The sequence below is a fragment of the Acinetobacter sp. YH12219 genome (assembly GCF_013417875.1).
In the GTDB taxonomy this organism is placed as follows: Bacteria; Pseudomonadota; Gammaproteobacteria; order Pseudomonadales; family Moraxellaceae; genus Acinetobacter; species Acinetobacter amyesii.
Window position 1 is genome coordinate 114,424 of sequence record NZ_VPDC01000005.1, and the last position, 25,078, is coordinate 139,501.

Here is a 25,078-nt window from a genome sequence, read left to right on the forward strand (position 1 = left end):
CTGAAGAATATATAATTTATAAAGGTCAGAAAATAATGAGTGAGCATCATGGGCATGACCACAGCCATGCCGTTGTGACGGAAGGGAATGTCAAAAAATTAAGTTTTGCCTTAGCACTGACCACGACGTTTTTGATTATTGAAGTCATTGCCGGATTTATGACGCAAAGTTTGGCGCTATTGTCAGATGCGGCACATATGTTCACCGATGCCGCAGCCCTTGCTATAGCATTAGTCGCGATTAAAATTGGCAAGCTTCCTGCTGACAACAAACGCACCTTTGGCTATCAGCGTTTTGAGATTTTGGCTGCCTTGTTTAATGCCTTGATGTTATTTGTAGTTGCAATATATATTTTGTATGAGGCCTATCAGCGCTTTTCAACGCCGCCGGAAATTCAAAGTATGGGCATGATGATGGTCGCAGTTATTGGTTTGATCATTAACTTAATCTCGATGCGTATTTTATTTTCCAGTTCACAAGAAAGCTTGAATGTGAAGGGGGCGTATCTAGAAGTGTTGAGTGATGCCCTAGGTTCGATTGGTGTAATTATTGGTGCAGCGATTATTTATTTTACGGGCTGGATGTGGGTCGATACACTAATTGCGGTGCTCATTGGCTTTTGGGTTTTACCAAGGACTTGGATTTTACTCAAACAAAGTATCAATATTTTATTAGAAGGCGTGCCTGAAGAAATTGACATAGAAAAGTTACGCAATGATTTATTGGCACTCAATGGGGTAGAGAGTATTCACCAGTTAAAGGTCTGGGCAATAACATCAAAGAATGTGCATTTGACAGTTCATCTCTTTGCACCTGAAGCCGATCGTAATGCCTTGTATTTTGAGGCGATTGAAATGTTGCAACATGAACATGGAATCACGGAGATGACATTACAAATCGAAGAAGATGAATGTGTGGTACACCAACATACCCAAAAGTCTGATCATGCACATGGGCATCATCAAGATGATCACGCGCATTCTCATGATGAATCACATCAGCACTAATGCTGATGTAATTTAAATGGCCGGCTTAGATTTCCCACTCATGATTACATTCGCGGCATTTCCATTTTTTCTGTGATTGCATAAAACCTTGCATTGAAATTTTGAAATCTGGCAGGTCGCGATAGAACATGAAGCCAGCAATCAAGCAAGCAATAAATACAACAACAGTCGCAGTTTGTAATGTAGTACCTGCACCGTCACCAAAAATCCACATTGCGATGCTGATAATCACCAACAGTAAAAGAATAAATACCGCAGGGATGAGGATAATCAGGCTTTTTGGCACGACAGGACGAGCAACAGGCTGGCCTGCTTGCGCAAGAGGCATAATTTTAGGGCTTTGACATTTTGGGCAACGGTATTGCATTGCAACTCCATAATTTTAATCTATGGTTTATTTTAATCAGAATGACGCAGAAAGCAAAAATACCGTAAATTTAAATCAGATAAAATTTAGGCAATAAAAAACCCAAGTCATAATGCTTGGGTTTTTTATAAGATGATTTGCATCACCTTGAATATGGCGTCCCTACGGGGATTCGAACCCCGGTTACCGCCGTGAAAGGGCGATGTCCTAGGCCTCTAGACGATAGGGACAATTTGAGGCAACTTAGAGTTGGTTGACACCATCTCTCGGTATGGGCGCTATATTAGGGGGATAACGCCCATCCGTCAACTAAAAAATCAATTAAGCTTCATCAACTGCATCATTTTTCGGCAGTTTTAAGCTTTCATTGAGTTTTTCCCATGCTTTTGTTTCTTTTTTACTCGGGCCGCCCACAATTTCAAGTGCATGACGTAAGCGAGCAAAGGTTAAATCAGGACCAATGGTTACCATCGATTGCATAACCGGTGTCGAAGATGTCGAACCAGCAATTGCAATAAAGAAGGTTGGCATGAAGTCACGAAGTTTAATGTCCATTTGATTCGCCAAATCCATAAGCGTTTGGCTGACGGTGTCATTGTTCCAAGTGAACATGCTTTCTAGACGCCAAATGGCAAATTGAAGGCTTTGACGCACTTGTTCTTCAGTCAATTTTTTGCTTTCAAACTGTTCTTTGCTGAGTGTTGGGAATTGGTTGAAATAAAAACCTGCCCAATTCACAGCTTCAGATAATAAATTAATACGCGGTTGAATCGCAGCAGCAATTTCTTCCAAGGTATTACGATCTGATTTCCAAGCCAGTAGGGTATCGAGCAATTGACCCGGTGTTAAACCTTTAATCCATTGACCATTTAACCAGTTTAGCTTTTCAACATCAAAGATTGGACCGCCTAGTGATACACGTTGAATGTCAAAGTGTTCAATCATTTCAGCCAAAGTGAATTTTTCACTTTCATCCGGCATTGACCAGCCCATACGGCCTAAGTAGTTCAATAATGCTTCAGGTAAAACGCCGATGTCTTTGTAGTAGTTAATTGACGTTGGGTTTTTACGTTTAGACAGTTTTGATTTATCTGGGTTACGTAACAGCGGCATGTGGCAAAGTACAGGCATGTCCCAACCAAAATATTTGTACAATAATTGGTGTTTAGGCGCAGATGGAATCCATTCTTCACCACGAATTACGTGAGTGATTTCCATTAAATGGTCATCAACCACGTTTGCCAAGTGATACGTCGGTAAACCATCGGTTTTCAGTAGAATTTGCATGTCAACTTGCGCCCAAGGAATTTCGACTTCACCACGCAGTAAGTCATTAAATTTACAAATCCCTTCTTCAGGTACTTTCATACGAATGACATGCGGTTCACCAGCAGCCAAACGCTGTGCCACTTCTTCTGCAGTGTGTTTTAAGCCACGACCGTCATAACGCGGTGATTCACCACGCGCTTGTTGTTCCGCACGCATTTGATCGAGTTCTTCTGCTGTTGCGAAGCAGTAGAATGCATGACCTTTTTCAACCAGTTCCAAAGCATATTGTTTATAAATGTCCATACGTTCAGATTGGCGGTATGGCGCATGAGGGCCACCCACATCTGGACCTTCTGACCAGTTCAAACCTAACCAACGCAATGAATCTAAAATCATTTTTTCAGATTCTGGGGTAGAGCGTAGTTGGTCTGTATCTTCAATACGAAGAATAAATTCACCGCCATGTTGCTTCGCAAAACATAAGTTAAACAATGCAATATAAGCAGTCCCAACATGCGGGAAACCAGTAGGAGAAGGTGCGATACGAGTACGAACAGTCATAATCAGCTTTTAATCAGAATGTAAATTGGGATCTATTATAACGAAAAAGCCTGATCACTTAATGCTTAATTCAACATTGAATGATCAGGCGTTTTTAGTGTTTTTTAGACGACAGTGGGGGAACTTGTCTAAAACAATAGCTTGGGCAGCATCAATATGCTGATGTCGTTATGAGTTGCTACCAGAGAAAATGGCTTGAACAAAACGAGAAAAACTTTGGTTTTGTGATGCAAAGAAACTTTGAGTCGGTGCAGCTTTAATAGACGTAAGTACTTTTAAATTATCGTCTGTACGGCCTTTGCCTTCAGATTTTTGCTGATTAATCGCTTTTTCGATCAATGATGTACGTTCAGCAGGCATCGTAAGTTTGTTATTCGATGCGGTGCTGGTTGCAGCACAAAAAGCAGTCTGTGCAGTCACGATTAAACTTAAGCCTAGGCATAGTGCGTATGAAAATTTCATGTCCAAATCTCCCCCTAGTTTTGGTGATGGAACTTTTTATTTGCAAAATAGTTTTAATATTTAGACTACGATTTAACCATCTTTCGTAATTAAAAAGTAGAACTACGTCACAATTTTTACAAAAAAACTAAAAAAGTCTGTACTAGGATTACCTAAATAGACTGTTTTCTCCAGATTTTCGGATGTTTTAGCAAACAACTATGAAGATAGCATGGAGATCGCTTCTGATTGTTGCTGTATTAGCAGAATTAAAGCTTTAAATACGTTATTTTTAGATATCTTTAAAACAGAAATAGATTTGAATTTATATTATAGATAGCTGATTGTTAAAGTTATTTTTGATTTATATAGTGCTCTCAAGATCAATTTGAGTTTGAGCAGATGAAAAAAATAATAGCATCGGGTATTTTCGCTTTATTGGGTGGGGTAGCAGTACAGGTATATGCCGCAAAAGATTTCTTAAATGTCTCATATGATCCAACACGTGAGTTTTATCAGGAATATAACCAAGAATTTGGACAATATTGGAAAAAACGTACAGGACAAGAGATTAATTTTAAACAATCTCACGGTGGTTCTGGCAAACAAGCTCGTGCAGTAGCAACGGGTTTACAAGCAGACGTTGTCACTTTGGCATTGGCCAATGATATTGATGAAATTGTGGCGACCGGACAAATCAATAAGAACTGGCAAAAGCAATTTCCACATAATTCTGCACCGTATACCTCAACCATCGTATTTTTGGTGCGCAAAGGTAACCCGAAAAAAATTAAAGATTGGAATGACCTGACCAAACCGGGTGTTGAAATTATTACACCAAATCCAAAAACAGGTGGGGCACCGCGTTGGATCTATTTATCAGCTTGGGGATATGCTTTAAAACAACCGGGTGGCAATGATGCCAAAGCCAAAGAATTGGTGAAAAAACTCTATAGCAATGTCAAAGTTTTGGATTCAGGCGCACGTGGTTCACTCACGACCTTTGCTGAGCGTGGCATTGGAGATGTGTTGCTGTCTTGGGAAAATGAGGCATTGTTGGCGACTCAGGGCTTAGGCAAAGATAAATATGACATTGTTTATCCGTCTATTTCGATTTTAGCTGAACCTTCGGTGGCTGTAGTAGATAAAACCGTCGACAAAAATGGTAATCGAAATTTGGCGAAGGGTTATTTAAACTATCTATATTCACCTAAGGGCCAAGAGCTGGCAGGTAAATATTTCTTCCGCCCTCGCGATGCAAAAGCCACAGCAAAATACGCTGTTCAATTCCCGAAAGTTCAAACCTTTACCATTGATAAAGTGTTTGGAGGTTGGGCAAAAGCGCAAAAGACACATTTTGTGAATGGTGCGATTTTCGATCAAATCTATAGTGAAAAGAATAAAGAGTAAGTCTGCAAATAAAGTTGATTGGTGTAAAAACGGATAATTGGGGTTATCCGTTTTTTTTGCATATGTAATGCATAAAAATCTATACATAGGGAATAAGTAGATTGTTTTTGTGTATTTTAATATGAAAAACAAACAATTAAATTCGTAGCGTTAGCTGTATTCAGCAAAGGGTCTAAACACGCTGCAATTGCGATTTATGACTTTATTTCATATATTTAGCAGTATTGAATATAACTTTATGCTGGCTGTTATGAAAACTCAATTTAAGGCGTGGCTCAGTGCTGCGTTGCTTGCCACTGGTGTTGCTTTCTCAGCGTCTGCTCAGGCCGCTGATCGTGAATTTTTAAACGTTTCTTATGATGCAACGCGTGAATTTTATGACGAATTTAATAAGTCATTTGGTGCATATTGGAAAGAGCGTACCGGTAAAATGGTCGCATTTAAACAATCACATGGTGGTTCCGGCAAACAAGCCCGTTCTGTAGTAGACGGTTTAAAAGGTGATGTCGTGACTTTGGCCTTGGCCAATGACATCGAAGAAATTGTAAAGTCTGGTCAGATTCAGCCGGGTTGGCAAAAAGAGTTTCCACATAACTCAGCGCCATATACTTCAACGATTGTCTTCATGGTGCGTAAGGGCAACCCGAAACATATTAAAGATTGGTCTGATTTAACCAAACCGGGCGTACAAATTATTACCCCGAACCCGAAAACTGGCGGTCTACCACGTTGGGTTTACTTGTCAGCTTGGGGTTATGCTTTGAAACAGCCAGGTGGTAATGAAGCGAAAGCCAAAGATTTCGTGGGTAAAATGTACCATAACGTAAAAGTGATGGACTCTGCGGCACGTGCATCGATGACTACATTTGCAGAACGTGGTATTGGTGATGTGTTATTGACTTGGGAAAACGAAGCTTTAGTTACTCAAAAAACTTTGGGTAAAAATAAATTTGATATCGTATATCCATCGATGTCGATTTTGACTGAGCCTTCAGTGGCGATCGTGGACAAAACTGTCGAAAAAAATGGTAATAAATGGTTAGCTCAAGGCTATATCAATTATCTTTATTCTCCATTAGGTCAAGAGATGGCTGCTCGTCATTTCTATCGTCCACGTAATGCAGCAGTTTTAGCAAAATATAAAACTCAGTTCCCACCTTTAAAAACTTTTACTATTGATGAAGTCTTTGGTGGCTGGGCAAAAGCACAACAAACACATTTTGTGAATGGTGCGATCTTCGATCAGATCTACAATAACAAGCGCTAATACATCGAAATCTATGATTTGAGATGTACAAAGACCTCCTTCGGGAGGTTTTTTAATGGATGGCAAAAAATAAAAACGGTTTTCTCTATGGAAAGTAATATTTCTGTACAAAAAGACGTTTGGAGCTTTGCTAAAACAAGGTAATAATGTGCAGTTACATTTTTAGCTGTGTTGAACGAACCCCTATGTCGCATATTTCTGTATTACTTCATGAAACTGTTGATGCTTTACTGGCAGATCGCAATACAGGAATTTTCGTAGATGGCACATTTGGGCGTGGTGGTCATACGCGTTTATTACTGTCTAAATTAGATGAAAATGCACGTGTTTATGCCTTTGATAAAGACCCACAAGCATTGGCCGTTGCAGCAGAATTAGAACAAGAAGATACGCGTTTTAAAATTATTCACGCCAGTTTTGCCGATTTAAAAGAAGAACTGCGTAGTCGTGGTATCGATTTGGTCGACGGTATTATGGCGGATTTGGGTGTTTCATCTCCGCAGCTAGACCAAGCAGAGCGTGGCTTTAGCTTTATGAAAGATGGCCCACTCGATATGCGTATGGATAACTCACAAGGTCCAACAGCCGCAGAGTGGTTGGTTGATATTGAAGAAGAAGATTTGGCCAATATTATTTTTAAATATGGTGAAGAGCGTTATAGCCGCCGTATTGCTAAAGCAATTAAAGCGGCAGGGTATATTGAAACCACAGCTCAATTGGCCGAAATTGTGAAAGTTGCCCACCCGAAATGGGAAAAAAATAAACATGCAGCGACACGAACTTTCCAAGCAATTCGTATTGCTATTAACAAAGAACTCGACGATATTGATATCTTCTTACCTCAAGCGGTGGATATGCTGAAACCTGAGGGCACTCTTGCAGTGATCAGTTTCCACTCTTTAGAGGATCGTTTAATTAAACAATTTATTCAAAAAGAATCTACACTTGCAGAAGACACCGGCTGGGGTTTACCACAAAAACGCGAAGATACCCGCCGCTTAAAAAAAGTGTCACGAATTAAAGCAAGTGAAGAAGAAGTTAAAGCCAATCCGCGATCTCGTAGTGCTTGGCTTCGTGTGGCAGAGCGTTTAGCTTAAAAGGCAAAGAATGAAAACCGAAGCAATCGAAAAAAACTCTGGTCAATCGCAGTCGAAGAAAATCATTACATACGGCATTTTATTGCTCTTGGTTTTTGTGAGTGCGATTATGGTGGTCTTTCAAGTCTTTGAATATCGCCAAGATTATCGTCAATTGAGTACCTATATGCGTGAAAGGGATGACCTCAACGCAGAATGGGGACGTTTGCTGATCGAACAACAAACTTTCGGTGCAACAGCCCAAATTGGGACACGTGCAGTTACCCAATTACGCATGTATTCGCCTCCTATTGCACAAACCGTTGTTATTTCATTGCCACAAACTCCAGAACAGAAAAAATAGGCTGCCGGTCACATGGTTGAAAAGAGAAACAAACAAACTCCGCGTAAAAAAAAGCAGTCTGTTACTGGTCGTACAGCCATTTCGGTGGAGATGTGGCGCTATCACTTGATGTGGGCAGTGGTTTTACTGTGCTTTATTGCATTGGTCGGTCGGGCTTTTTATGTACAAATCATCAACAAAGACTTTTTACAAAATAAAGCCAATGCCAAAATTTTAAGAACTGAAACCTTAAAAGCCATGCGCGGTGTAATCTATGACCGTCACGGCGTTCCTTTAGCCATTAGTACTCCGATCATGAAAATCGTGATCGATCCACGTGATTATTTTGACAATAAAAAACTCTTTGAAGAAATTACGGCCGAATTGGCTAAAGATCCAAACAATCGTAAGTTAAAACGTCAATTACCAGATAAAAATCTGAATTTAGATGAACTCGCTGATGCTGTAGGGATGGATCGTGCTGAATTGAGACGCAAAATGAATGAGCGTCCACGTTCACGTTATTTAGTTTTAAAGAAAGAAGTGCCACCACAACAAGCTGAATTGATCATGAAACGTGACTTTCAGGGGGTATATACCGAGAAAAACTATAAGCGCTACTATCCACAGCCTCAGCCAAACTCACAAATTATTGGTTTAACCAATAGTGAGGGTATGGGCATCGAAGGTTTAGAGATGCAATTGAATGAACGTCTTGCAGGCGTAGATGGTGCGCAGCAAATTGTCCGTGATAAAAAGGGCAACCGTGTTAAAGACCCTGAGATTGTGAAAGAAGTCGAGTCGGGCGAAAATATCACGCTCAGTATTGATTCACGTTTGCAATACATCATGTACCGTGAGTTGACCGCCGCAGGGGTGGCCAATAATGCACGTTCTGCAACCGCGATTGCCGTGGATGTCAAAACAGGTGAAATTTTGGCGATGACCTCTTGGCCGTCGTACAACCCGAACGATAAAAAAGGTGTTTTAAATAAAGATGCCATGCGTAACCGTGGTGCGATTGACTCTTTTGAGCCAGGTTCAACCATGAAGCCAATGACCGTGGCAATGGCGTTGGAAAGCGGCAAATACACGGCAAATACAGTTGTAAATACCACACCAGGTTCAATGCGCGTTGGGAATCATACTATTCGAGATACGCATAACTATGGCCCTCTGACTTTGGGTGGCATTATTCAAAAATCGTCTAACGTTGGTGTGGCAAAAATCGCTTTATCTCTCCCTTATGAAACATTACCAACGTTCTATCAACGTCTTGGCTTTGGTCAACGTTCAGCGGTGAAATTCCCCGGTGAAAGTGCTGGTCTGATTTTACCGAAGAGCAAATGGAATGTGTCAGAAGTAGCAACCATGGCTTATGGTTATGGTTTGAACGCTACAGTACTCCAACTGGCAGATGCTTATGCCATGATTGCCAACAAGGGCGTCAAAATGCCACTGAGCTTGTATAAGCTTGAGGAACAGCCGAAAGGTGAGCAGATTATTGACGCTAAAATTGCCGATCAAGTGCTTTTAATGATGGAAGCGGTGACTTTGCCAGGTGGTACGGCACGTCAAGCCAATATCCCGGGTTATCGCGTGGCGGGTAAAACTGGTACAGCACATAAATTACGTGCAGACCGTAAAGGCTATTCGACTTCAGAATATCGAGCACTCTTTGCCGGTGTTGCACCAGTGAGTGATCCACGTTTGGCCATGATTGTTGTAGTGGAAAACCCGACAGGTCAGTATTACGGTGGTCTGGTGGCTGCACCAGTTTTCGCTCGTGTAATGCAAGAGTCTTTACGTTTAATGAACGTACCATTAGATAAACCTTTAGACACTCCTAAGATCCAGTAATAGGTGATGAATGAAAATTACGTTTCAAGATCTATACACCGTTGAACAGCCCGCTGAATGGATGTCGCAATCCTTTCAGGGCTTCAATCTGGATAGTCGCAAAGTTACAGCAGGGCAAATATTTATTGCCCTGACTTCGTTTTCGCAACCTGAAAAAACAGCACAATTTGCACGTACAGCGTTAGAAAATGGCGCGCTGGCGGTCATTTCAGAAACTGATTTGGGTTTGGATCAAAGTGTCGTGATCGCGGATGTGCGTCAATTGATGGGGCAGTGGCAAAAGCAATATTTACAGGCGACTCAACCGGTTCAAGCTGCACGAATTTTGGCAGTGACGGGTACCAATGGTAAAACCACGATCTCACGCTTAATCGCTGAATTACTCATGCTGCAAGGCAAAAAATGTGCAGTGATGGGAACCACTGGTAACGGAATTTTACCGAATTTAGAAGCCTCATCTCACACTACTTTAGATGCGTTACATATGCAAAATGCGTTGCATACCTACGCGCTTGAGGGTGCAGAGTTTGCTGCCATTGAGGCAAGTTCGCACGGATTAGAACAAGGTCGATTAAATGGCTGTGCAATTGAAATTGCCGCTTATAGCAATTTAAGTCGTGACCATTTGGATTATCATAAAACTCTTGAAGCCTATGCTGAAGCGAAATCACGTTTATTTCAGTTTCCATCGCTCAAAGTTGCAGTCATCAATCTTGATGATGAACATGCCGAAGTGATGCTGAATGCCGCACGTCAAAATCCGGCTCAGCCAAAAATTTTGACCTATTCGACGCGTCAGGCTGCGGATTATCAAGTGACGGATATTCAATACAGCTTAACGGGCGCACAATTTAAATTGCGTACTGCTCAAGCTGAATTTGTGGTGCAAAGTCCATTATTGGGGCACTTCAATATTGAAAACATCGTGGCGAGCTTAATTTCAGCGGAACAAGCAGGTTTTGAATTATCTACCTTGATCGCAACTGCGCCAGAGTTAAAAGGTGCGCCGGGTCGTATGCAAGTGATCCGTGATGATGAACGCTTGTTTGTGGTGGATTATGCACATACACCAGATGCTTTGATTCAAGTGTTACAGACCTTAAAGCGTCATGTATCGCAACAGTTATGGGCGGTGTTTGGCTGTGGTGGTGATCGTGACCGTGGTAAACGTCCATTGATGACTCAAGCGGCATTAAACCATGCAGATGTTGCATTGATTACCTCGGATAATCCACGTACTGAAAACCCAGAACAAATTTTTGCAGATATGAAGGCTGGTATTGATTTCACTGGAAAAACTGTCCATGAAATCCATGACCGCCGTGAAGCGATTAAATTCGCAGTCAACCATGCGCAAGCGGGTGATATTGTGGTGATTGCTGGTAAAGGCCATGAAAACTATCAAGAAATTGATGGTGTTCGACATTGGTTTGATGATGTGGTGGAAGTGAAATCAGCGATTGATTCCCAGCATCACAACACTGACTCGGCTTATCCAGCGCAATAGGAAACAGATATGCATACTTCAACGACCAGTACGGTTCCGTTAGAACCATGGACTGCCGAACAGTTGGTTCAAGCGACACAAGGTCACTGGCATAACAATCAAGCGCCGACAGGTTCTGTAAAACGAATTTTGACCGACTCACGTCATGCAGAGCAAGGTGACGCTTTTCTTGCCCTGAAAGGTGAACGCTTTGATGCGCATGACTTCCTTGCTCAAGTGGCTGAAAAGGGTTGTGAAATTGCCATTGTGAGTCATCCGGTCGATGTGGATATTTGTCAGTTGGTGGTTGCAGATACACGTTTGGCGCTTGGACATTTGGGTGCATTTCGTCGTGCCCAAAACCCAGCTTTAAAAGTGATTGCCTTGACAGGAAGCAGTGGTAAAACTACGACCAAAGAGATGCTCGGGAGTATCCTTTCTCGTCTTGCACCAACATTAATTACGCGCGGTAATTTAAATAATGACCTTGGCGTACCGATGATGTTACTTGAGTTGCGTCCAGAACATCAGTATGCCGTGATGGAGCTTGGTGCCAGTCATAAGGGTGAAATTGATTACACCTCAAATTTGGTACAGCCTCAGGTTGCCGGTATTTTAAATATTGGTACTGCTCATATGGGGGAGTTTGGTGGGCGTGATGGCATTTGTCGTGCCAAGTCTGAAATTTATGCACATATAGCGAAAACAGGAACTTCGATTGTGCCTGCGGCAGATGATTTTACAGATGCCATTCGTCAAGCGGTGCAAACTGAGCAAGTAATGAGTTTTGGTCAGGGTGGGGATGTCTTTGCGACTGAGACGGAGCTTCAGGCTCAATCTTCACGTTTTATCTTAAATACGCCACAAGGTGCACGCCCTGTTCAACTGCCATTTGCTGGTGAACATAATGTGCAAAATGCCACTGCAGCCGCAGCTTTCGCATTATCGATTGGTGTGAGTTTAGATGATATCGTTGTGGGGCTTGAACATGCGACAGGTGCCAAAGGCCGTCTAAACTTTATTCAGCATAAAGATTATTTGTTTATTGATGATACTTACAATGCAAATCCAACCTCAATGCGTGCTGCTGCTGATGTACTTGCGCAGCAAGATGGCATCAAAGTGATGGTCATTGGGGATATTGGTGAGTTAGGTTCATCTGCTGCACAGCAGCACTACATGTTGGGACGTGATCTTGTCTCACACTCTGGTCTTCAATTTGTCGTTGCTGTCGGTGAGTTTTCACCTGCTGTGCAAGAAGGCGCGCGCAGTACACAATATGGTAAAAAATTACAGGCCTTTCTTACTCAAGAACAGGCTTTACCGTTATTAATTAGTCTAGTCAAAACACATCAGCCTCAGTCCATGAGTTTCCTGTTTAAAGGTTCTCGTTATACCCACATGGAAACTTTGATGGCTGAATTGATGGAGAAACTTTAATGCTGTTATGGTTATTTGAGCAGCTTGCGGGTTATCACAGCTCGTTTCAGGTTGTTCGTTATTTAACGCTTCGTTCGCTACTCAGTGTCTTAACGGCATTGGCCATTGGTCTGTTGCTTGGACCTGTGATGATTCGCAAATTGCAAGCTCTCAAATATGGTCAGGCAGTCAGTTCATTTGCACCTGAAAATCATGCCAAAAAAATGGGCACACCAACTATGGGTGGTGTGTTGATTTTACTGTCTATTGGTATTTCAACCTTACTTTGGGCCGATCTTTCAAACCCTTATGTATGGATTGTACTTGGGGTGATGGTGATTTTTGGTGCTGTGGGTTGGGCAGATGACTGGATTAAAATCCGTTATAAAGACAATGCAGGTCTGCCTGCGAAGAAGAAATTCTTTTGGACTTCTGTGGCATCTTTAGGTGCTGGTATTGCACTCTATGTGATTGCGACACAGCAAGCAAACCCAGTACATACCTCAAATATGTTGGATCTGTTGATTCCATTCTTTAAAGAAATTAGCATTCCGCTGTCCATTATTCCACTCGGTATTGGCTTTATTGTCTTTACTTATTTGGTGATTAACGGTGCATCTAATGCTGTGAACTTAACTGATGGTTTGGATGGTTTGGCAATTATGCCAATCGTTCTGGTTGCCGCAGGTTTAGGTGTATTTGCTTATCTGGCTGGTGATGTCCGTTTTGCTGATTATTTGCATATTCCTTATGTGAAATACGCATCTGAACTTGTCGTGATCTGTGCGGCGATGATCGGTGCTGGTTTAGCATTCTTATGGTTTAATGCGCATCCTGCTCAAGTCTTTATGGGTGATGTCGGTGCCTTATCTCTAGGTGCGATGCTCGGTACGATTGCAGTCATGGTTCGTCAAGAAATCGTTTTTGCCATTATGGGCGGTGTTTTCGTGGTTGAAGCTATTTCTGTCTTCTTGCAAATTGGCTCGCTGCGTATGCGGAATAAGCGCGTATTCTTAATGGCACCGCTGCACCATCATTATGAGAAAAAGGGATGGCGTGAAACGCAGGTGGTGATTCGTTTCTGGATTATTACAATTATGCTGGTAGTTTTAGGTCTAATGACTTTAAAATTACGTTAAGCAAATAAATAAACGAAACCGGCATTTGCTCCCACAGATGCCGGTTTTTTTATTTCAAAATATAGTGGAGTAAATGATGAACCTGTTGATGTGTCCTGTATGCCGTGAAGCATTAAAACTCACAGAGCGGACATGGCGCTGTGAAAATAATCATAGCTATGATGTTGCAAAACAAGGCTATGTCAATTTACATGTGGTTCAGCATAAACACAGTAAAAACCCAGGCGATACGCCAGAATCTGTACAGGCGCGTCGTGCGTTTTTGAGTGCCGGTCACTATGCACCTCTGCAACAGGCAGTGGTGGCTTTGATTCAAAAATTACGGGTTGAAAACTTGTTGGATATTGGCTGTGGTGAAGGCTATTACACCGATGCGATGCAAGCTGAAGTACTACAATGTGTGGGTGTCGATATTGCTAAAAATGCTGTGCAAGTCGCCGCTAAACTGAATAAAGAGGTGACTTGGGTGGTAGGAACAGGGGCGACCTTACCTGTGTTAGATCAATCGATTGACTTGTGTACGAGTTTATTTAGTCCTATTCCTAAAGAAGAAATCCTTCGTGTTTTAAAACCTGAGGGGCACTTGATGGTGGTCACACCTGCGCCAGAGCATCTTTATGCTATGCGTGAAGCCTTATTTGAAGAAGTAAAACCCCATGAACCGCATAAATTTGTGGAACAACTGGCGAATGACTTTGAATTGGAAAGTGAGCAAGTAGTACAGGCGAAAATGTCACTTTCTCAGCAGGATCTCAAAAACTTAGTTGCAATGACGCCTTATGCTTATAAAGTGAAAGCTGAGCGTCGAGAAGCTCTAGAAAAAAATGAACAATTTGAGTTGCAAGCGCAGTATCAAATTTATCTCTTTAAAAAGAAATAATGTATTTGAAGTGAAAAAAAAGCCCTCGTTTGAGGGCTTTTTTTATGCAGTATTTACTGAACTTGATCGATGAGATGATCAAGTGCGTCAGTTTTATGCTCTGCACCTTGTGGTTTAGGCTGCATTGGCGGAGGCGCAGTTCGAGTCGGTGCAAGATTGGTTTCAGTAGACCCAGGAAGGTCGTCAAAATCATTTTGCGAAGCCTGTGGCTTCGGTGCAACAGGTGCAGGACGATACAGCGGTTGAGCCATTGGCGGCGTTGCTGCATCTTGTTCAGGTTGACCTTGAGTCGCTTTAGCTGAATTACGGTTGATTGGATTCTTGGCATGGGTGTCTAAACGCACCCAAGCTTCAGGTGTACCTTTAAGTGATTTTGCCATAAAATCTGACCAAATCGGCAGTGCTGCAACACCACCATATTCACGTCGACCTAAGGTAGAAGGTTGGTCAAAACCGACCCAAGCTACAGTGACTAATTTTCCATTAAATCCAGCAAACCATGCGTCTTTTGCATCATTAGTTGTACCGGTTTTACCACCTAAATCTCCGCGACCAATTTTTAATGCCGCACGACCTGTACCGTGTTGGATCACGTCACGCAAGATGTTCGCCATATCAAAGGCCGAACTCGACTTCAAAATTCGCTGAGCTTGTTTATAGTTTGCTGCTTCAGTATCTGAAATTTTCGATTCAGCAGGTTTATTATCCTGATTAGTGACTTCAATCACTTCATCATCCGGCGTGGTCGGATCTGCTGATTCAACTTCGTCTTTTTGATTGATACATTGAATACATGCATATTCAGGATTGGCTTGATAAATCACTTTGCCATAAGCATCTTCAATACGGCTAATAAAGTGCGGTTGAATACGATATCCACCGTTGGCAAATGTCGCATAACCTGTCGCCATTTGAATCGGCAACACCTGTGGGGTACCTAAAGCAATGGTGTAGTTACGTGGAATTTGGTTTTCTTGTAAGCCAAAATCCATAAATAATTGGCGAGTACGTTCAATTCCGACGACTTGTAATAAGCGAACTGAAACTGTGTTACGTGATAAATAGAGGGCACGGCGTAGAGGTATCATCCCTAAATAGCGACCGTCAGAGTTTTTAGGCGTCCACTTGCCAATCGTAATTGGATTGTCATTGACCATGGAATACGGAGTCATGCCACGTTCAAGTGCTAAAGCATAAACAAAGGGTTTAATGGTTGAACCCGGCTGACGCCAGCCTTGTAGAGCACGGTTAAATTTAGATTGATAAAAATTATAACCACCCACAATGGCTTCAATACCACCATTATTGGGATTAAGTGCAATTAATTGACCTTGCGCTTTGGGAATTTGCACCAAAGCCCATGAGCTTTTGTCCGCATTCGGACGTAGGCGAATAATATCTTTTACTTTTACAATTTGAGAGGCTTTGCTAGGCGCATTGCCTACACTATTGGCATTGCGATAGGGGCGTGCCCAAGATAAACCTGACCATGGAACTGTCACACTACTGCCGTCTTGCATCAACACTACGATACTGGTGTTGTTGACTTTGGTTACTTCGGCAGGATAGGTGTTGGCATATGGAATAAAGTTTTTTAACGGCTCATCATGTGCTTCTGCACCACGCCAACCATGTCGTCTATCGTAAGCTTCGAGACCTTCTTGTACAGCCTGCTCAGCATAGGCTTGGCGTTGGCTGTTGATGGTGGTGTAGACTTTATAGCCTGAATCAGTCGCCTGTTCACCAAACTTTTCGACTAATTCTGAGCGAACCATTTCGCCTACATAGGGAAATTTATTGCTGACCCCACGGTCAGGCATATCGAGATTAATTGGTTCAGCAATCGCTTTTTGATATTCAGATTGATTGATATAACCCAATTGCAACATACGTCCTAAAATCCAATTACGACGCTCTAAAGCACGTTTTGGATTGGCTACAGGATTATATTTTGATGGTGCTTTGGGTAGACCTGAAATCATTGCCATTTGAGCCAAGCTCAAATCTTGCAAGCTCTTGTTATAATAAATTTTTGCAGCTGCAGCGATCCCGTAAGCATTTTTGCCCAAAAAGATTTTGTTGACATACAGCGTTAAAATTTCTTCTTTGCTTAGATTCTGTTCAATTTTTCGAGCAAGGAAAACTTCAGTCAGTTTACGTTTTAAAGTACGTTCTGGAGTCAGATAATAGTTTTTTGCAACCTGCATGGTAATGGTTGAACCACCGGTTTGCACATCTGAACCCGTAATACTTTCACTGACAGCACGTCCCAATCCTTTGAAACTAATTCCGCTGTGCTCAAAAAACGAAGAATCTTCCGCAGCTAAAAAGCCATGAATGAAATGAGACGGGATTTGGTCGTACTCTACAGGGACCGAAAGTTTGCCACCATATTCTGCAATCAGCTCATTATCAGCACTATAAACCTGTAATGGTTTTAATAATGGAGCCTTTTTTAAGATGGACATTTCAGGCAAAGACGGGGCAATATAGAGATACATGCCATAGAAACCCATTGGAATTGCGACCAAAATAATAATAATGGCCAAAAAAAATGGATGAACAAGGCCTGAACAAGATAGCTTTTTCATAACAAGTAAGTTTTAATAAGAGCTAATGGCAAACTAATTGGTGGTCAGTATATCCTTTCGATATACGGATTGTTAGATGAGTTATTGTATCTGTATAAAATTATAGACCAATGCTAATTAGTGGGTTAATTTTTTTGGGGATAAAAAAATAATAGGAATTATATTGTGCTCAGGTTATATCGTAAGCCAAATAAGGGGTTAATAGGAGTAGATATTAGTTCGACTTCTGTTAAGGTTTTGGAACTTTCTGTAAAGAGTGGGCGGTATTGGGTAGAAAGCTATGCTTTGGTGCCATTACCAGAAGGAAGTGTTGTTGAAAAGAACATATTGAATCCGGAAGCTGTCGGTGACTGTTTAGAGCGCGCAATTAATTTGGCCAATACGCAGACCACTAATGCAGCTTTGGCGGTTCCAACGTCGATGGTGATTACAAAAATCATCGAAATGGACGCAGATATGAACGATGATGAACGTGAAATTCAGATTCGTGATGATGCTGAGCAATATATTCCGTTCCCACTTGATGAAGCGAGCCTTGATTTTGAGGTCTTGCCAGATCGTCTGTCCAACCCAAATCGTGTCAATGTTTTGCTTGTCGCTACGCGTATTGAAAATGTTGAAGCGCGTGCGGAAGTCATTCAGCTTGCTGGTCTTACACCAAAAATTGGTGATGTAGAAAGCTTTGCAATTGAAAATGCATTTAAAGTTTTCTCAGATACTTTGCCAATGGGTGTAAATACCGTGGGTATTTTAGATATTGGTCATAGTATGACGACCTTATCTGTTATGCAGAATAACAAAGTGATTTATACCCGTGAGCAAGTGTTTGGTGGCAAACAATTGACACAGGAAATTCAAAATCGCTATGCATTGTCTTTCGAAGAAGCGGGTCGTGCGAAAAAAACACGTGCCTTGCCAGATGACTATGATGTTGAAGTCTTAGAACCCTTCTTAGAAGCTGTCGTTCAACAAGCAGCGCGTTCTTTACAGTTCTTCTTTTCATCTTCACAGTTCAACGAAATTGACCATATTTTATTGGCAGGGGGGAATGCCAATATTCCGGGGCTTGCAAAACTACTTCAACAAAAATTGGGTTACCGCGTCACGATTGCCAATCCATTCTTACAAATGGGTTTTTCACCTCAAATTGATATTAAAAAAATTGAAAATGATGCCTCATCACTCATGGTGGCATGCGGTCTAGCATTGAGGAGTTTTGATTAATGGCAAAAATTAACTTGCTCCCTTGGCGTGATGAGCTAAGAGAGAAACGAAAAAAAGAATTTATTGCACTTTGTATTGGGGCTTTCTTAATTGGGGTAATTGGAGTTGGTTTAACATGGTTGTACTTTGATCACAAATTAAAAGATCAAGAACAAGCGAACCAATTGATTATCAGTCATAACCAAAATTTAGATGTTCAATTAAAGTCTTTGGATGGTTTGCAAGAACAGCGTAATGCCATTATTGAGCGCATGAAGTTGATTCAAGGCTTACAAGGTCAACGTCCAATCGCGGTACATCTTGTAGATGAATTGGTTCGTGTGACACCTGCCAATATGTACATCACAAAATTTGAGCGTAATGGCGACAAATTTATGATCGAAGGGCGTGCGGAAAGTCCAAATACTGTTGCAGATTTATTGCGTAATTTGGAAGCATCACCTTGGTATCGTAATGCCTTCATGAGCTCATTCCTTGTGGCGGAAGAGAAAAAAGACAAAGCGCCGACGTCAGTGGTTCCTCGCGTAGAAGAATCTTATGGTGCATTTACTGTGACTGCTGATTTGGAGCAAATTGCGCAGCCGACCATTAATGATCCAGCAGCAAATGCAGGACAGTCAGCTTCATCGGCGCAAACATCTGACGCACAAACTGCAGCAAAACCAACTCCGGAGGCTGCAAAATGAGTCGTGATGAATTTGAACAATTGAATCAAGATGCTGTGGTCATTCCGAAAAAGAAAATGACTTTTGATAAGTTTGTACAGCAGTTCAATACGCTAGATCCGAATAACTATGGTAGTTGGCCAATTTCAGTCAAAATTACATGTTGGATTTTTATCATTATCCTTGTGGCAATTTTGGGCTATTTCTTGGCGATTAAAGGCAAAATTGAAGCCATTTCAAGTGGCAATGCACAAGAACAAAATTTGTTGAATGAGTTTCGTGAAAAAGATTCAAAACTACGTAATTTGCAACAATATCAATTGCAGTTGCAGGATATGGAAGCACGTTTTAATCAACAATTAGAACAATTGCCGAAAGAAACTGAAATTCCAGGTTTGGTTGAAGATATCAACTTAACAGGCGTGAATTCTGGACTGAAATTTAAAATTATTCGTCTTGAGCCTGAAGTGAAGCAAGAGTTCTTTACGGAACAGCCAATTCGTATTGAAGCAACGGGTGATTACCATGCCTTTGGTTCATTTGTTAGTGGCATTGCCGGGCTTTCACGGATTGTGACTTTGCATAATTTAACGATTACAGCAACTGAAAATAAAGAAAAGAACTCAGATATTCCAAAAATTGATTATGTCATTTCTGCGAAAACATATCGTTACGAAGGAAATACTGAAAGTGCTGCGAAAGCTGCAGATTCAGCAAGTACACAGGAGGCTCCAAAATGAAAATGAATAAATTGGCACTTTCTGTGATGGTTGGATTGGTATTAGCAGGTTGTGAATCACGAATTGATGTGGTTAATCAAGAGATGGCAAATATACGCAATCAAGCGCCACTAGCGATTGAGCCTGCGCCAGATTTTGTGCCTGTCGAGACTTTTAATTATGCAGCGCATTCATTAAAAAGTCCGTTCTTGCCAAGTTCATTGGCAGCAGAACTTAAAATCATGGCGGGTAAGCGTGTTTATCCAAACTTGAGTCGTCAGCCTCAACCTTTGGAAAGTTATGCACTCGAAACCCTGAATATGAAGGGTAGTATGCGTAACCAATCTGGGCAAATATTAGCCTTGATTCAGACACCTGATGGTGAAGTTGAGCGTATTCAACGTGGAAGTTATATGGGGCTCAATCATGGTCGAGTGGTAAATATTACCCCGACTCAAATTGATTTGATTGAGATTATTCCGGATGGGCGAGAAGGATATGTAGAGCGTCCTAGAAGTCTCATATTAATTGGACCAGCACCTTAAGCTTAAAGGAATAAAAATGAAGAATAGTGTACAAGATTTTATTTTTGGGGATGGCAATACAATGAATCATGTGTTTCGTCAGTTTTCGATGGGGGCTGTTGCAATGGCGATGATGCAAGTTGCCAATGCTCAGGTGAGTGTAACCAATGTGGTACCAATGCAAATTCCAGGTCAAGGGACTGAAATTCGCGTGATGTTTAATGGCTTGCCGCCACAACCACAAGCTTATCAACTCGATCAACCATCACGACTGGTTTTAGACTTTGATAAAGCACAGCAAAATTTAAAACAAAGTTCAATTCCTGTGGCAACGGCTGAAGCGAGCACTGTGGATGTGAGTTCGGATGCACAACGTGCGCGCTTAACTGTGAATTTAGCCAATGCTGGTGCTTTTACCACGCGTGTTGAAGGTAATACCTTTATTTTAAAAATCAACTCTGCACAAGCTGCAAATTATGTACAGCCTGTAGCACAACGTCAGCAACAGGGCATCTCAAATATTGGTTTCCACCGTGGTTCTAATGGTGAAGGTCAAGTTGTTGTTGATTTACTGGGTGGAAATACTCCCGTTGATGTTCAACAGCAAGGCAGTAAAGTGGTGATCCGTACTTTAGGCAATAAAGTACCTGCACATTTGACTCGCCGTTTAAATGTCAATGATTTTGCAACACCTGTTGCAACGGTGGATGCACATAATGATGGCGGTAATGGTGTGATTACCATTCAGTCGACGGGCAGCTATGAATATATGGCGTACCAAACTGATAATAAATTAACGGTAAGTTTGAAACGTCCGGAAGATAAGAATCCATTACGTCCTAAAGCTGCCAATCATTATACCGGTAAGAAGATTTCATTAGACTTCCAAGATATTGAAGTACGTCGTGTGCTGCAACTTTTGGCTGATTTCACTGAAATCAATATGGTTGCTGCTGATACGGTTCAAGGAAATATTACACTTCGCTTAAAAGATGTGCCTTGGGATCAAGCGCTAGATATCGTGTTGAAAACCAAGAATTTAGATAAACGTCGTAATGGTAATGTGATTTGGATCGCACCTGTATCTGAGTTGATTAAAGCGGAAGATGATGAAGCAAAAGCACTTGCACAGCGAATAAAATTAGCGCCGATTCAAACTGAATATATTCAGCTGAGCTATGCGAAATCTTCAGATATTTTAAAATTATTAGAAGATTCCCGAGATGGAAAAGGAGCCGAGTCGAATGGCACAGCAGGAGGTACATCACTTGCATTAGAAAGTATGCTGAGCCCAAGAGGTAGTGTAGTTTCTGATAACCGGACCAATACACTTATTGTTAATGATACATCTGAGAATATTGATAAAGTTCGTAAGATGATTGATCTATTAGATGTTGCTGTCAAACAAGTCATGGTTGAAACAAGAATTGTGACCGCTCAAACAGAATTTTCGAGAGAACTCGGTGTTAACTGGGGTATACAGCGTAATAATCCGAGTTTAAGTGGTGGTGCTAATGGATCAAATGTTTGGGGTGGAGATTATTCTCCAAAGTTAGATTTAGCGGTAGATTTAGGGACGGCATCAGCAGGAAATTTTAGTTTTGGGTTGCTTAAAATTTCAGACTTTATGCTTGATCTACAACTTACAGCTTTACAATCGGATGGTCACGGTGAAGTTTTAGCAGCACCAAAAGTTTTAACGGGTGATAAGCAAAAAGCAACAATCTTAAGAGGCGATCAAATTCCGTATCAAAGTTGGAGTGCTGAAGGTGGTACGACAACTAGTTTTGTTGATGCAAACTTGAAACTGGAAGTGACCCCAAGTATTACGCCAGATGGGAGGGTACAGATGGATTTAAAAGTTAACAAGGATACTGTTGGTCGATTAACCGCGGCTGGTTATTTAATTAATACCAATAAACTTGAGACTAATGTTTTAGTCGGTGATGGTGAAACAGTGGTCCTAGGTGGTATTTTTGATGACATTCAACAAAATCAATATACCAAAGTACCTTTTTTGGGGGATTTGCCGGTTTTCGGAAACTTATTTAAAAATAATGTGAAAACTAGCGCACAGACAGAGCTCCTGATTTTTGTTACTCCGCGAATTGTTAATGACAGTGTTACCAGAAATCATTAATATATTTTCAATTTAACAAAAGAAATAGGTGACTCCTTGCCAAGCAAAGAGTTTGAAACCCTACCAAATATCTATTTGGTAGGGCCAATGGGGGCAGGAAAAACAACCGTAGGGCGACATTTAGCAGAATTGTTAGGACGTGAATTTCTAGACAGTGATCATGAAATTGAACGTAAAACAGGTGCGACCATTCCTTGGATTTTTGAAAAGGAAGGGGAAAAAGGCTTTAGAAGTCGTGAAACGAATGTCATTGATGAGTTAACTGCAAAGAAACAACTGGTCTTAGCGACTGGCGGTGGTGCTGTGACTCAGCCCCCAAATCGTGAATTTTTAAAACAACGTGGTATTGTTGTTTATCTATATACTCCGGTGGAAATTCAGTTACAACGAACCTACCGCGACAAAAATCGCCCACTTCTTCAAGTGGAAAATCCAGAGCAAAAGCTACGAGATTTATTGGCTGCCCGTGATCCGCTTTATCGTGAAGTCGCGCACTATATTATTGAAACCAATCAAGGTGCCGCGCGAGATCTAGCGCAAAAAATTTTTAATTTAATTGTTTCACAAAATATATCTCGTTAGAAAAAGGTTAAATTCATGCAAACCTTACATGTTGAACTTGGTGATCGTCGCTACCCTATTTTTATTGGGAGTGACCTCGATCCACAAACTTTACTTGAGCCTTATATTCAGGGTAAACAAGTGATGATTGTCTCTAATACCACAGTTGCTCCGCTCTATTTAAAACATTATGTGGATGCAATTGAGGCATTAGGGAAAGCTGTTGCAACATGTATTTTGCCTGATGGTGAAAAGTATAAAAATTTAGACCATTTGAATTTAATTTTTGATGCCTTGCTCGAAGCAGGCTTTAACCGCGATTGTACGGTTTTGGCATTAGGTGGTGGTGTCATTGGGGATATGACCGGTTTTGCTTCTGCATGCTATCAACGTGGTGTATATTTTATTCAAGTGCCGACGACGTTACTTTCTCAAGTGGATTCAAGTGTCGGTGGAAAAACCGGGATTAACCATCCACTGGGTAAAAACATGATTGGCGCTTTCCAGCAACCCCAAGTGGTCCTTGCTGATATGGCGCAATTAAAAACTTTGCCGGCGCGTGAACTTTCTGCAGGTTTGGCTGAAGTGATCAAATATGCATTGTTAGGTGATGTTGAATTCTTAGCTTGGCTTGAACAGCACATGGATGCTTTAGTTGCAGGTGATGCAACTTTGTTGGCTGAAGCGGTATATCGTTCATGTGCCCATAAAGCGCGTATTGTTGCCAATGATGAAAAAGAACAAGGCGAACGTGCGCTATTAAACTTGGGTCATACCTTTGGTCATGTGATTGAATCATACTTAGGATATGGTGAATGGCTACATGGTGAAGCCGTTGCAACTGGTATGGTGATGGCTGCAGATTTGTCCCGTCGTATGGGCTGGATCACTGCTGAAGATTTAGAACGTACAAAAAAAATCATTTTACGTGCACAATTACCGATAGTTTGCCCTAAAATTCCGCTAGAAGAATTTTTGGCGTATATGTCCCACGATAAAAAAGTATTGAATGGGCAATTACGACTTATTTTACTGAAATCATTAGGTCAGGCCATCATCACCAAAGAGTTTGATGTTGAGTTAATGAAACAGGCAATTTTGGCAAATCAGGCAGAGTAGGTACATCATGGCAGCGCGGCAGTCTCAATGGCAAAAAGTTCATCACTACACATGGTTGGTGGGTGGGGCTGTGTGTCTGTTCGCTGCATTGGTTTTTTGGGCGATTACAGATACCAAAGAATTGGTTGAAGTTGAAAAACAAGCGGAAACCGAAGTCGATTTACAAATTCAGCCAGAGAAAGTGGCAGCAATGTCCCATCTTGGTGCATTAAATGACGAAGTGCGTCCGCTTGATATGACGACCCGTGTGGTTGCTACAGCTCAACATGAACCAGAATTCCGCGGCACTAAATTTATTAATGATTCTGCCAAGCTTTATGGTATTGAATTATTTAGGGTTTCTGAAGAAGATATTTTAAAAAGCTTTTTACGCAAGCAGCCTGAGCGTCACAAATTTATTTATCTACGTCTTTCTGGTGAAGACCATCCTGAGCAATACGTCATTTTAACAGGACCATATTCCTCGCAAAATGATGCGAAAACTGCAATGTCGAGCCTCAATATTGCTTTGCCTGCATCAATTAAACCTAAGGTTGTGGAATTTAAACAATATCAAGCATATGTGAATGATTTGGGCACGGAAGAAATGTCGTCGAGTCAAAAGTTATATGCTGTTAAATTAAAATCTGTGCCTTTACCGAAAATTGACGAAGCTCAAATTGCCGCACGAAAAGCGGCGGCTGCAGCGACGGTAACAACACCAACTAATGCAACGACAAGTACTACGGTGACTCGTCGTGATGCTGAAGGAAATGTGATTGATGTGCAAAAATCACAAAGTAGTGTAGATGCACCACGTCCAAAACCTGCACCGGTAGAACAAGAAGTAACCGATCCATTTAATTAGTTCTAAAATAGCGCAAGACATCTTAGGAAAAGTCTAAACTGCACAGAAAAAGTGCATAAAATAAAAAAAGAACAATTTGAATTATTTGTTATAACTAAAAAATGCTTGTAATCAGCCATCTTAGGAGAAAATGCATCAAGTTGGCATATAAATTGCTTAATTG

General features: G+C 41.4%; 22 protein-coding genes and 1 tRNA gene. 18 read left to right on the forward strand and 5 right to left on the reverse strand.

Annotated features, from left to right (window positions below; all coding sequences use genetic code 11):
- Positions 1 to 35: 35 nt before the first annotated feature.
- Complete coding sequence (locus tag FTV04_RS04980; protein ID WP_180088903.1) at positions 36 to 1,007, forward strand: zinc transporter; 972 nt, start codon at positions 36 to 38, stop codon at positions 1,005 to 1,007.
- Positions 1,008 to 1,032: 25 nt separating this feature from the next.
- Here the strand turns inward: FTV04_RS04980 and FTV04_RS04985 are convergent, their stop codons facing one another.
- The 4 genes from FTV04_RS04985 to FTV04_RS05000 all read right to left on the reverse strand — a co-directional run bounded on the left by FTV04_RS04985 (position 1,033) and on the right by FTV04_RS05000 (position 3,666).
- Positions 1,033 to 1,374 carry a hypothetical protein gene (locus tag FTV04_RS04985; protein ID WP_078189395.1) on the reverse strand — a complete coding sequence of 114 codons (342 nt, stop codon included), beginning with the start codon at positions 1,372 to 1,374 and terminating at the stop codon, positions 1,033 to 1,035.
- Between the two features lie 154 nt (positions 1,375 to 1,528).
- Positions 1,529 to 1,604: transfer RNA gene (locus tag FTV04_RS04990), tRNA-Glu, on the reverse strand.
- A gap of 91 nt (positions 1,605 to 1,695) precedes the next feature.
- Entirely contained in the window at positions 1,696 to 3,204 is a 1,509-nt protein-coding gene (gene gltX / locus FTV04_RS04995; RefSeq protein WP_168378189.1) for a glutamate--tRNA ligase, read from the reverse strand.
- A 168-nt stretch (positions 3,205 to 3,372) separates the two neighbouring features.
- Positions 3,373 to 3,666, reverse strand: a complete 294-nt coding sequence (locus FTV04_RS05000) for a hypothetical protein (RefSeq protein WP_180088905.1) — start codon at positions 3,664 to 3,666, stop codon at positions 3,373 to 3,375.
- Between the two features lie 381 nt (positions 3,667 to 4,047).
- Between FTV04_RS05000 and FTV04_RS05005 the strand changes: the two genes are divergently transcribed.
- The 9 genes from FTV04_RS05005 to FTV04_RS05045 all read left to right on the forward strand — a co-directional run bounded on the left by FTV04_RS05005 (position 4,048) and on the right by FTV04_RS05045 (position 14,525).
- Entirely contained in the window at positions 4,048 to 5,055 is a 1,008-nt protein-coding gene (locus FTV04_RS05005) for a sulfate ABC transporter substrate-binding protein (protein WP_180026115.1), read from the forward strand.
- A 250-nt stretch (positions 5,056 to 5,305) separates the two neighbouring features.
- Positions 5,306 to 6,322 carry a sulfate ABC transporter substrate-binding protein gene (locus tag FTV04_RS05010; protein WP_180026114.1) on the forward strand — a complete coding sequence of 339 codons (1,017 nt, stop codon included), beginning with the start codon at positions 5,306 to 5,308 and terminating at the stop codon, positions 6,320 to 6,322.
- A 185-nt stretch (positions 6,323 to 6,507) separates the two neighbouring features.
- Positions 6,508 to 7,419, forward strand: coding sequence for a 16S rRNA (cytosine(1402)-N(4))-methyltransferase RsmH (gene rsmH, locus FTV04_RS05015; RefSeq protein ID WP_180021502.1), 912 nt, complete (start codon positions 6,508 to 6,510; stop codon positions 7,417 to 7,419).
- Positions 7,420 to 7,429: 10 nt separating this feature from the next.
- A complete protein-coding gene (gene ftsL / locus FTV04_RS05020; protein ID WP_180088907.1) occupies positions 7,430 to 7,762 on the forward strand; it encodes a cell division protein FtsL in 333 nt (110 codons plus the stop codon).
- 12 nt (positions 7,763 to 7,774) lie between these two features.
- Positions 7,775 to 9,601 (forward strand): penicillin-binding protein PBP3, encoded by a 1,827-nt coding sequence (ftsI, locus tag FTV04_RS05025; RefSeq protein WP_180088909.1) that lies wholly within the window; start codon positions 7,775 to 7,777, stop codon positions 9,599 to 9,601.
- Between the two features lie 10 nt (positions 9,602 to 9,611).
- Positions 9,612 to 11,108: a UDP-N-acetylmuramoyl-L-alanyl-D-glutamate--2,6-diaminopimelate ligase gene (locus FTV04_RS05030; RefSeq protein WP_180088911.1), complete on the forward strand. Its 1,497-nt coding sequence runs from the start codon at positions 9,612 to 9,614 to the stop codon at positions 11,106 to 11,108.
- Positions 11,109 to 11,117: 9 nt separating this feature from the next.
- Positions 11,118 to 12,527 carry a UDP-N-acetylmuramoyl-tripeptide--D-alanyl-D-alanine ligase gene (gene murF / locus FTV04_RS05035; protein WP_078192536.1) on the forward strand — a complete coding sequence of 470 codons (1,410 nt, stop codon included), beginning with the start codon at positions 11,118 to 11,120 and terminating at the stop codon, positions 12,525 to 12,527.
- On the forward strand, positions 12,527 to 13,645 hold the full coding sequence (gene mraY, locus FTV04_RS05040; RefSeq protein WP_078189386.1) for a phospho-N-acetylmuramoyl-pentapeptide-transferase: 1,119 nt from the start codon (positions 12,527 to 12,529) through the stop codon (positions 13,643 to 13,645). The genes murF and mraY overlap by 1 nt, the downstream gene beginning before the upstream one ends.
- Before the next feature lie 76 nt (positions 13,646 to 13,721).
- Positions 13,722 to 14,525, forward strand: coding sequence for a putative RNA methyltransferase (locus tag FTV04_RS05045; protein ID WP_180088972.1), 804 nt, complete (start codon positions 13,722 to 13,724; stop codon positions 14,523 to 14,525).
- Between the two features lie 53 nt (positions 14,526 to 14,578).
- Here the strand turns inward: FTV04_RS05045 and ponA are convergent, their stop codons facing one another.
- Positions 14,579 to 17,116 (reverse strand): penicillin-binding protein PBP1a, encoded by a 2,538-nt coding sequence (gene ponA, locus FTV04_RS05050; protein WP_180088913.1) that lies wholly within the window; start codon positions 17,114 to 17,116, stop codon positions 14,579 to 14,581.
- A gap of 165 nt (positions 17,117 to 17,281) precedes the next feature.
- Between ponA and FTV04_RS05055 the strand changes: the two genes are divergently transcribed.
- From FTV04_RS05055 to FTV04_RS05090, 8 genes are read left to right on the forward strand one after another with little or no spacing between them, the layout of a single operon-like run.
- Entirely contained in the window at positions 17,282 to 18,340 is a 1,059-nt protein-coding gene (locus FTV04_RS05055) for a pilus assembly protein PilM (protein WP_078189383.1), read from the forward strand.
- The gene (locus FTV04_RS05060; RefSeq protein WP_180088915.1) at positions 18,340 to 19,026 is read left to right on the forward strand and encodes a PilN domain-containing protein; all 687 of its coding nucleotides are present in this window, start codon (positions 18,340 to 18,342) and stop codon (positions 19,024 to 19,026) included. The genes FTV04_RS05055 and FTV04_RS05060 overlap by 1 nt, the downstream gene beginning before the upstream one ends.
- Positions 19,023 to 19,745, forward strand: coding sequence for a type 4a pilus biogenesis protein PilO (locus FTV04_RS05065; RefSeq protein WP_180088917.1), 723 nt, complete (start codon positions 19,023 to 19,025; stop codon positions 19,743 to 19,745). The genes FTV04_RS05060 and FTV04_RS05065 overlap by 4 nt, the downstream gene beginning before the upstream one ends.
- Positions 19,742 to 20,269 (forward strand): pilus assembly protein PilP, encoded by a 528-nt coding sequence (locus FTV04_RS05070; protein WP_180088919.1) that lies wholly within the window; start codon positions 19,742 to 19,744, stop codon positions 20,267 to 20,269. Before FTV04_RS05065 ends, FTV04_RS05070 begins: the two co-directional genes overlap by 4 nt.
- Positions 20,270 to 20,285: 16 nt before the next feature.
- Positions 20,286 to 22,388 carry a type IV pilus secretin PilQ gene (gene pilQ, locus FTV04_RS05075; protein ID WP_180088921.1) on the forward strand — a complete coding sequence of 701 codons (2,103 nt, stop codon included), beginning with the start codon at positions 20,286 to 20,288 and terminating at the stop codon, positions 22,386 to 22,388.
- Between the two features lie 36 nt (positions 22,389 to 22,424).
- Positions 22,425 to 22,970, forward strand: coding sequence for a shikimate kinase AroK (gene aroK, locus FTV04_RS05080; RefSeq protein ID WP_078189378.1), 546 nt, complete (start codon positions 22,425 to 22,427; stop codon positions 22,968 to 22,970).
- A gap of 15 nt (positions 22,971 to 22,985) precedes the next feature.
- On the forward strand, positions 22,986 to 24,068 hold the full coding sequence (gene aroB / locus FTV04_RS05085; RefSeq protein ID WP_180088923.1) for a 3-dehydroquinate synthase: 1,083 nt from the start codon (positions 22,986 to 22,988) through the stop codon (positions 24,066 to 24,068).
- Between the two features lie 7 nt (positions 24,069 to 24,075).
- Entirely contained in the window at positions 24,076 to 24,915 is an 840-nt protein-coding gene (locus FTV04_RS05090) for a hypothetical protein (protein ID WP_180088925.1), read from the forward strand.
- Positions 24,916 to 25,078 lie beyond the last annotated feature (163 nt).

Bases quoted from the DNA above. Each gene is read 5' to 3' on its own strand.
- FTV04_RS04980 (WP_180088903.1), top strand. From the start codon at position 36: ATGAGTGAGCATCATGGGCATGACCACAGCCATGCCGTTGTGACGGAA.
- FTV04_RS04985 (WP_078189395.1), bottom strand. From the start codon at position 1,374: ATGCAATACCGTTGCCCAAAATGTCAAAGCCCTAAAATTATGCCTCTT.
- gltX (WP_168378189.1), bottom strand. From the start codon at position 3,204: ATGACTGTTCGTACTCGTATCGCACCTTCTCCTACTGGTTTCCCGCAT.
- FTV04_RS05000 (WP_180088905.1), bottom strand. From the start codon at position 3,666: ATGAAATTTTCATACGCACTATGCCTAGGCTTAAGTTTAATCGTGACT.
- FTV04_RS05005 (WP_180026115.1), top strand. From the start codon at position 4,048: ATGAAAAAAATAATAGCATCGGGTATTTTCGCTTTATTGGGTGGGGTA.
- FTV04_RS05010 (WP_180026114.1), top strand. From the start codon at position 5,306: ATGAAAACTCAATTTAAGGCGTGGCTCAGTGCTGCGTTGCTTGCCACT.
- rsmH (WP_180021502.1), top strand. From the start codon at position 6,508: ATGTCGCATATTTCTGTATTACTTCATGAAACTGTTGATGCTTTACTG.
- ftsL (WP_180088907.1), top strand. From the start codon at position 7,430: ATGAAAACCGAAGCAATCGAAAAAAACTCTGGTCAATCGCAGTCGAAG.
- ftsI (WP_180088909.1), top strand. From the start codon at position 7,775: ATGGTTGAAAAGAGAAACAAACAAACTCCGCGTAAAAAAAAGCAGTCT.
- FTV04_RS05030 (WP_180088911.1), top strand. From the start codon at position 9,612: ATGAAAATTACGTTTCAAGATCTATACACCGTTGAACAGCCCGCTGAA.
- murF (WP_078192536.1), top strand. From the start codon at position 11,118: ATGCATACTTCAACGACCAGTACGGTTCCGTTAGAACCATGGACTGCC.
- mraY (WP_078189386.1), top strand. From the start codon at position 12,527: ATGCTGTTATGGTTATTTGAGCAGCTTGCGGGTTATCACAGCTCGTTT.
- FTV04_RS05045 (WP_180088972.1), top strand. From the start codon at position 13,722: ATGAACCTGTTGATGTGTCCTGTATGCCGTGAAGCATTAAAACTCACA.
- ponA (WP_180088913.1), bottom strand. From the start codon at position 17,116: ATGAAAAAGCTATCTTGTTCAGGCCTTGTTCATCCATTTTTTTTGGCC.
- FTV04_RS05060 (WP_180088915.1), top strand. From the start codon at position 18,340: ATGGCAAAAATTAACTTGCTCCCTTGGCGTGATGAGCTAAGAGAGAAA.
- FTV04_RS05065 (WP_180088917.1), top strand. From the start codon at position 19,023: ATGAGTCGTGATGAATTTGAACAATTGAATCAAGATGCTGTGGTCATT.
- FTV04_RS05070 (WP_180088919.1), top strand. From the start codon at position 19,742: ATGAAAATGAATAAATTGGCACTTTCTGTGATGGTTGGATTGGTATTA.
- pilQ (WP_180088921.1), top strand. From the start codon at position 20,286: ATGAAGAATAGTGTACAAGATTTTATTTTTGGGGATGGCAATACAATG.
- aroB (WP_180088923.1), top strand. From the start codon at position 22,986: ATGCAAACCTTACATGTTGAACTTGGTGATCGTCGCTACCCTATTTTT.
- FTV04_RS05090 (WP_180088925.1), top strand. From the start codon at position 24,076: ATGGCAGCGCGGCAGTCTCAATGGCAAAAAGTTCATCACTACACATGG.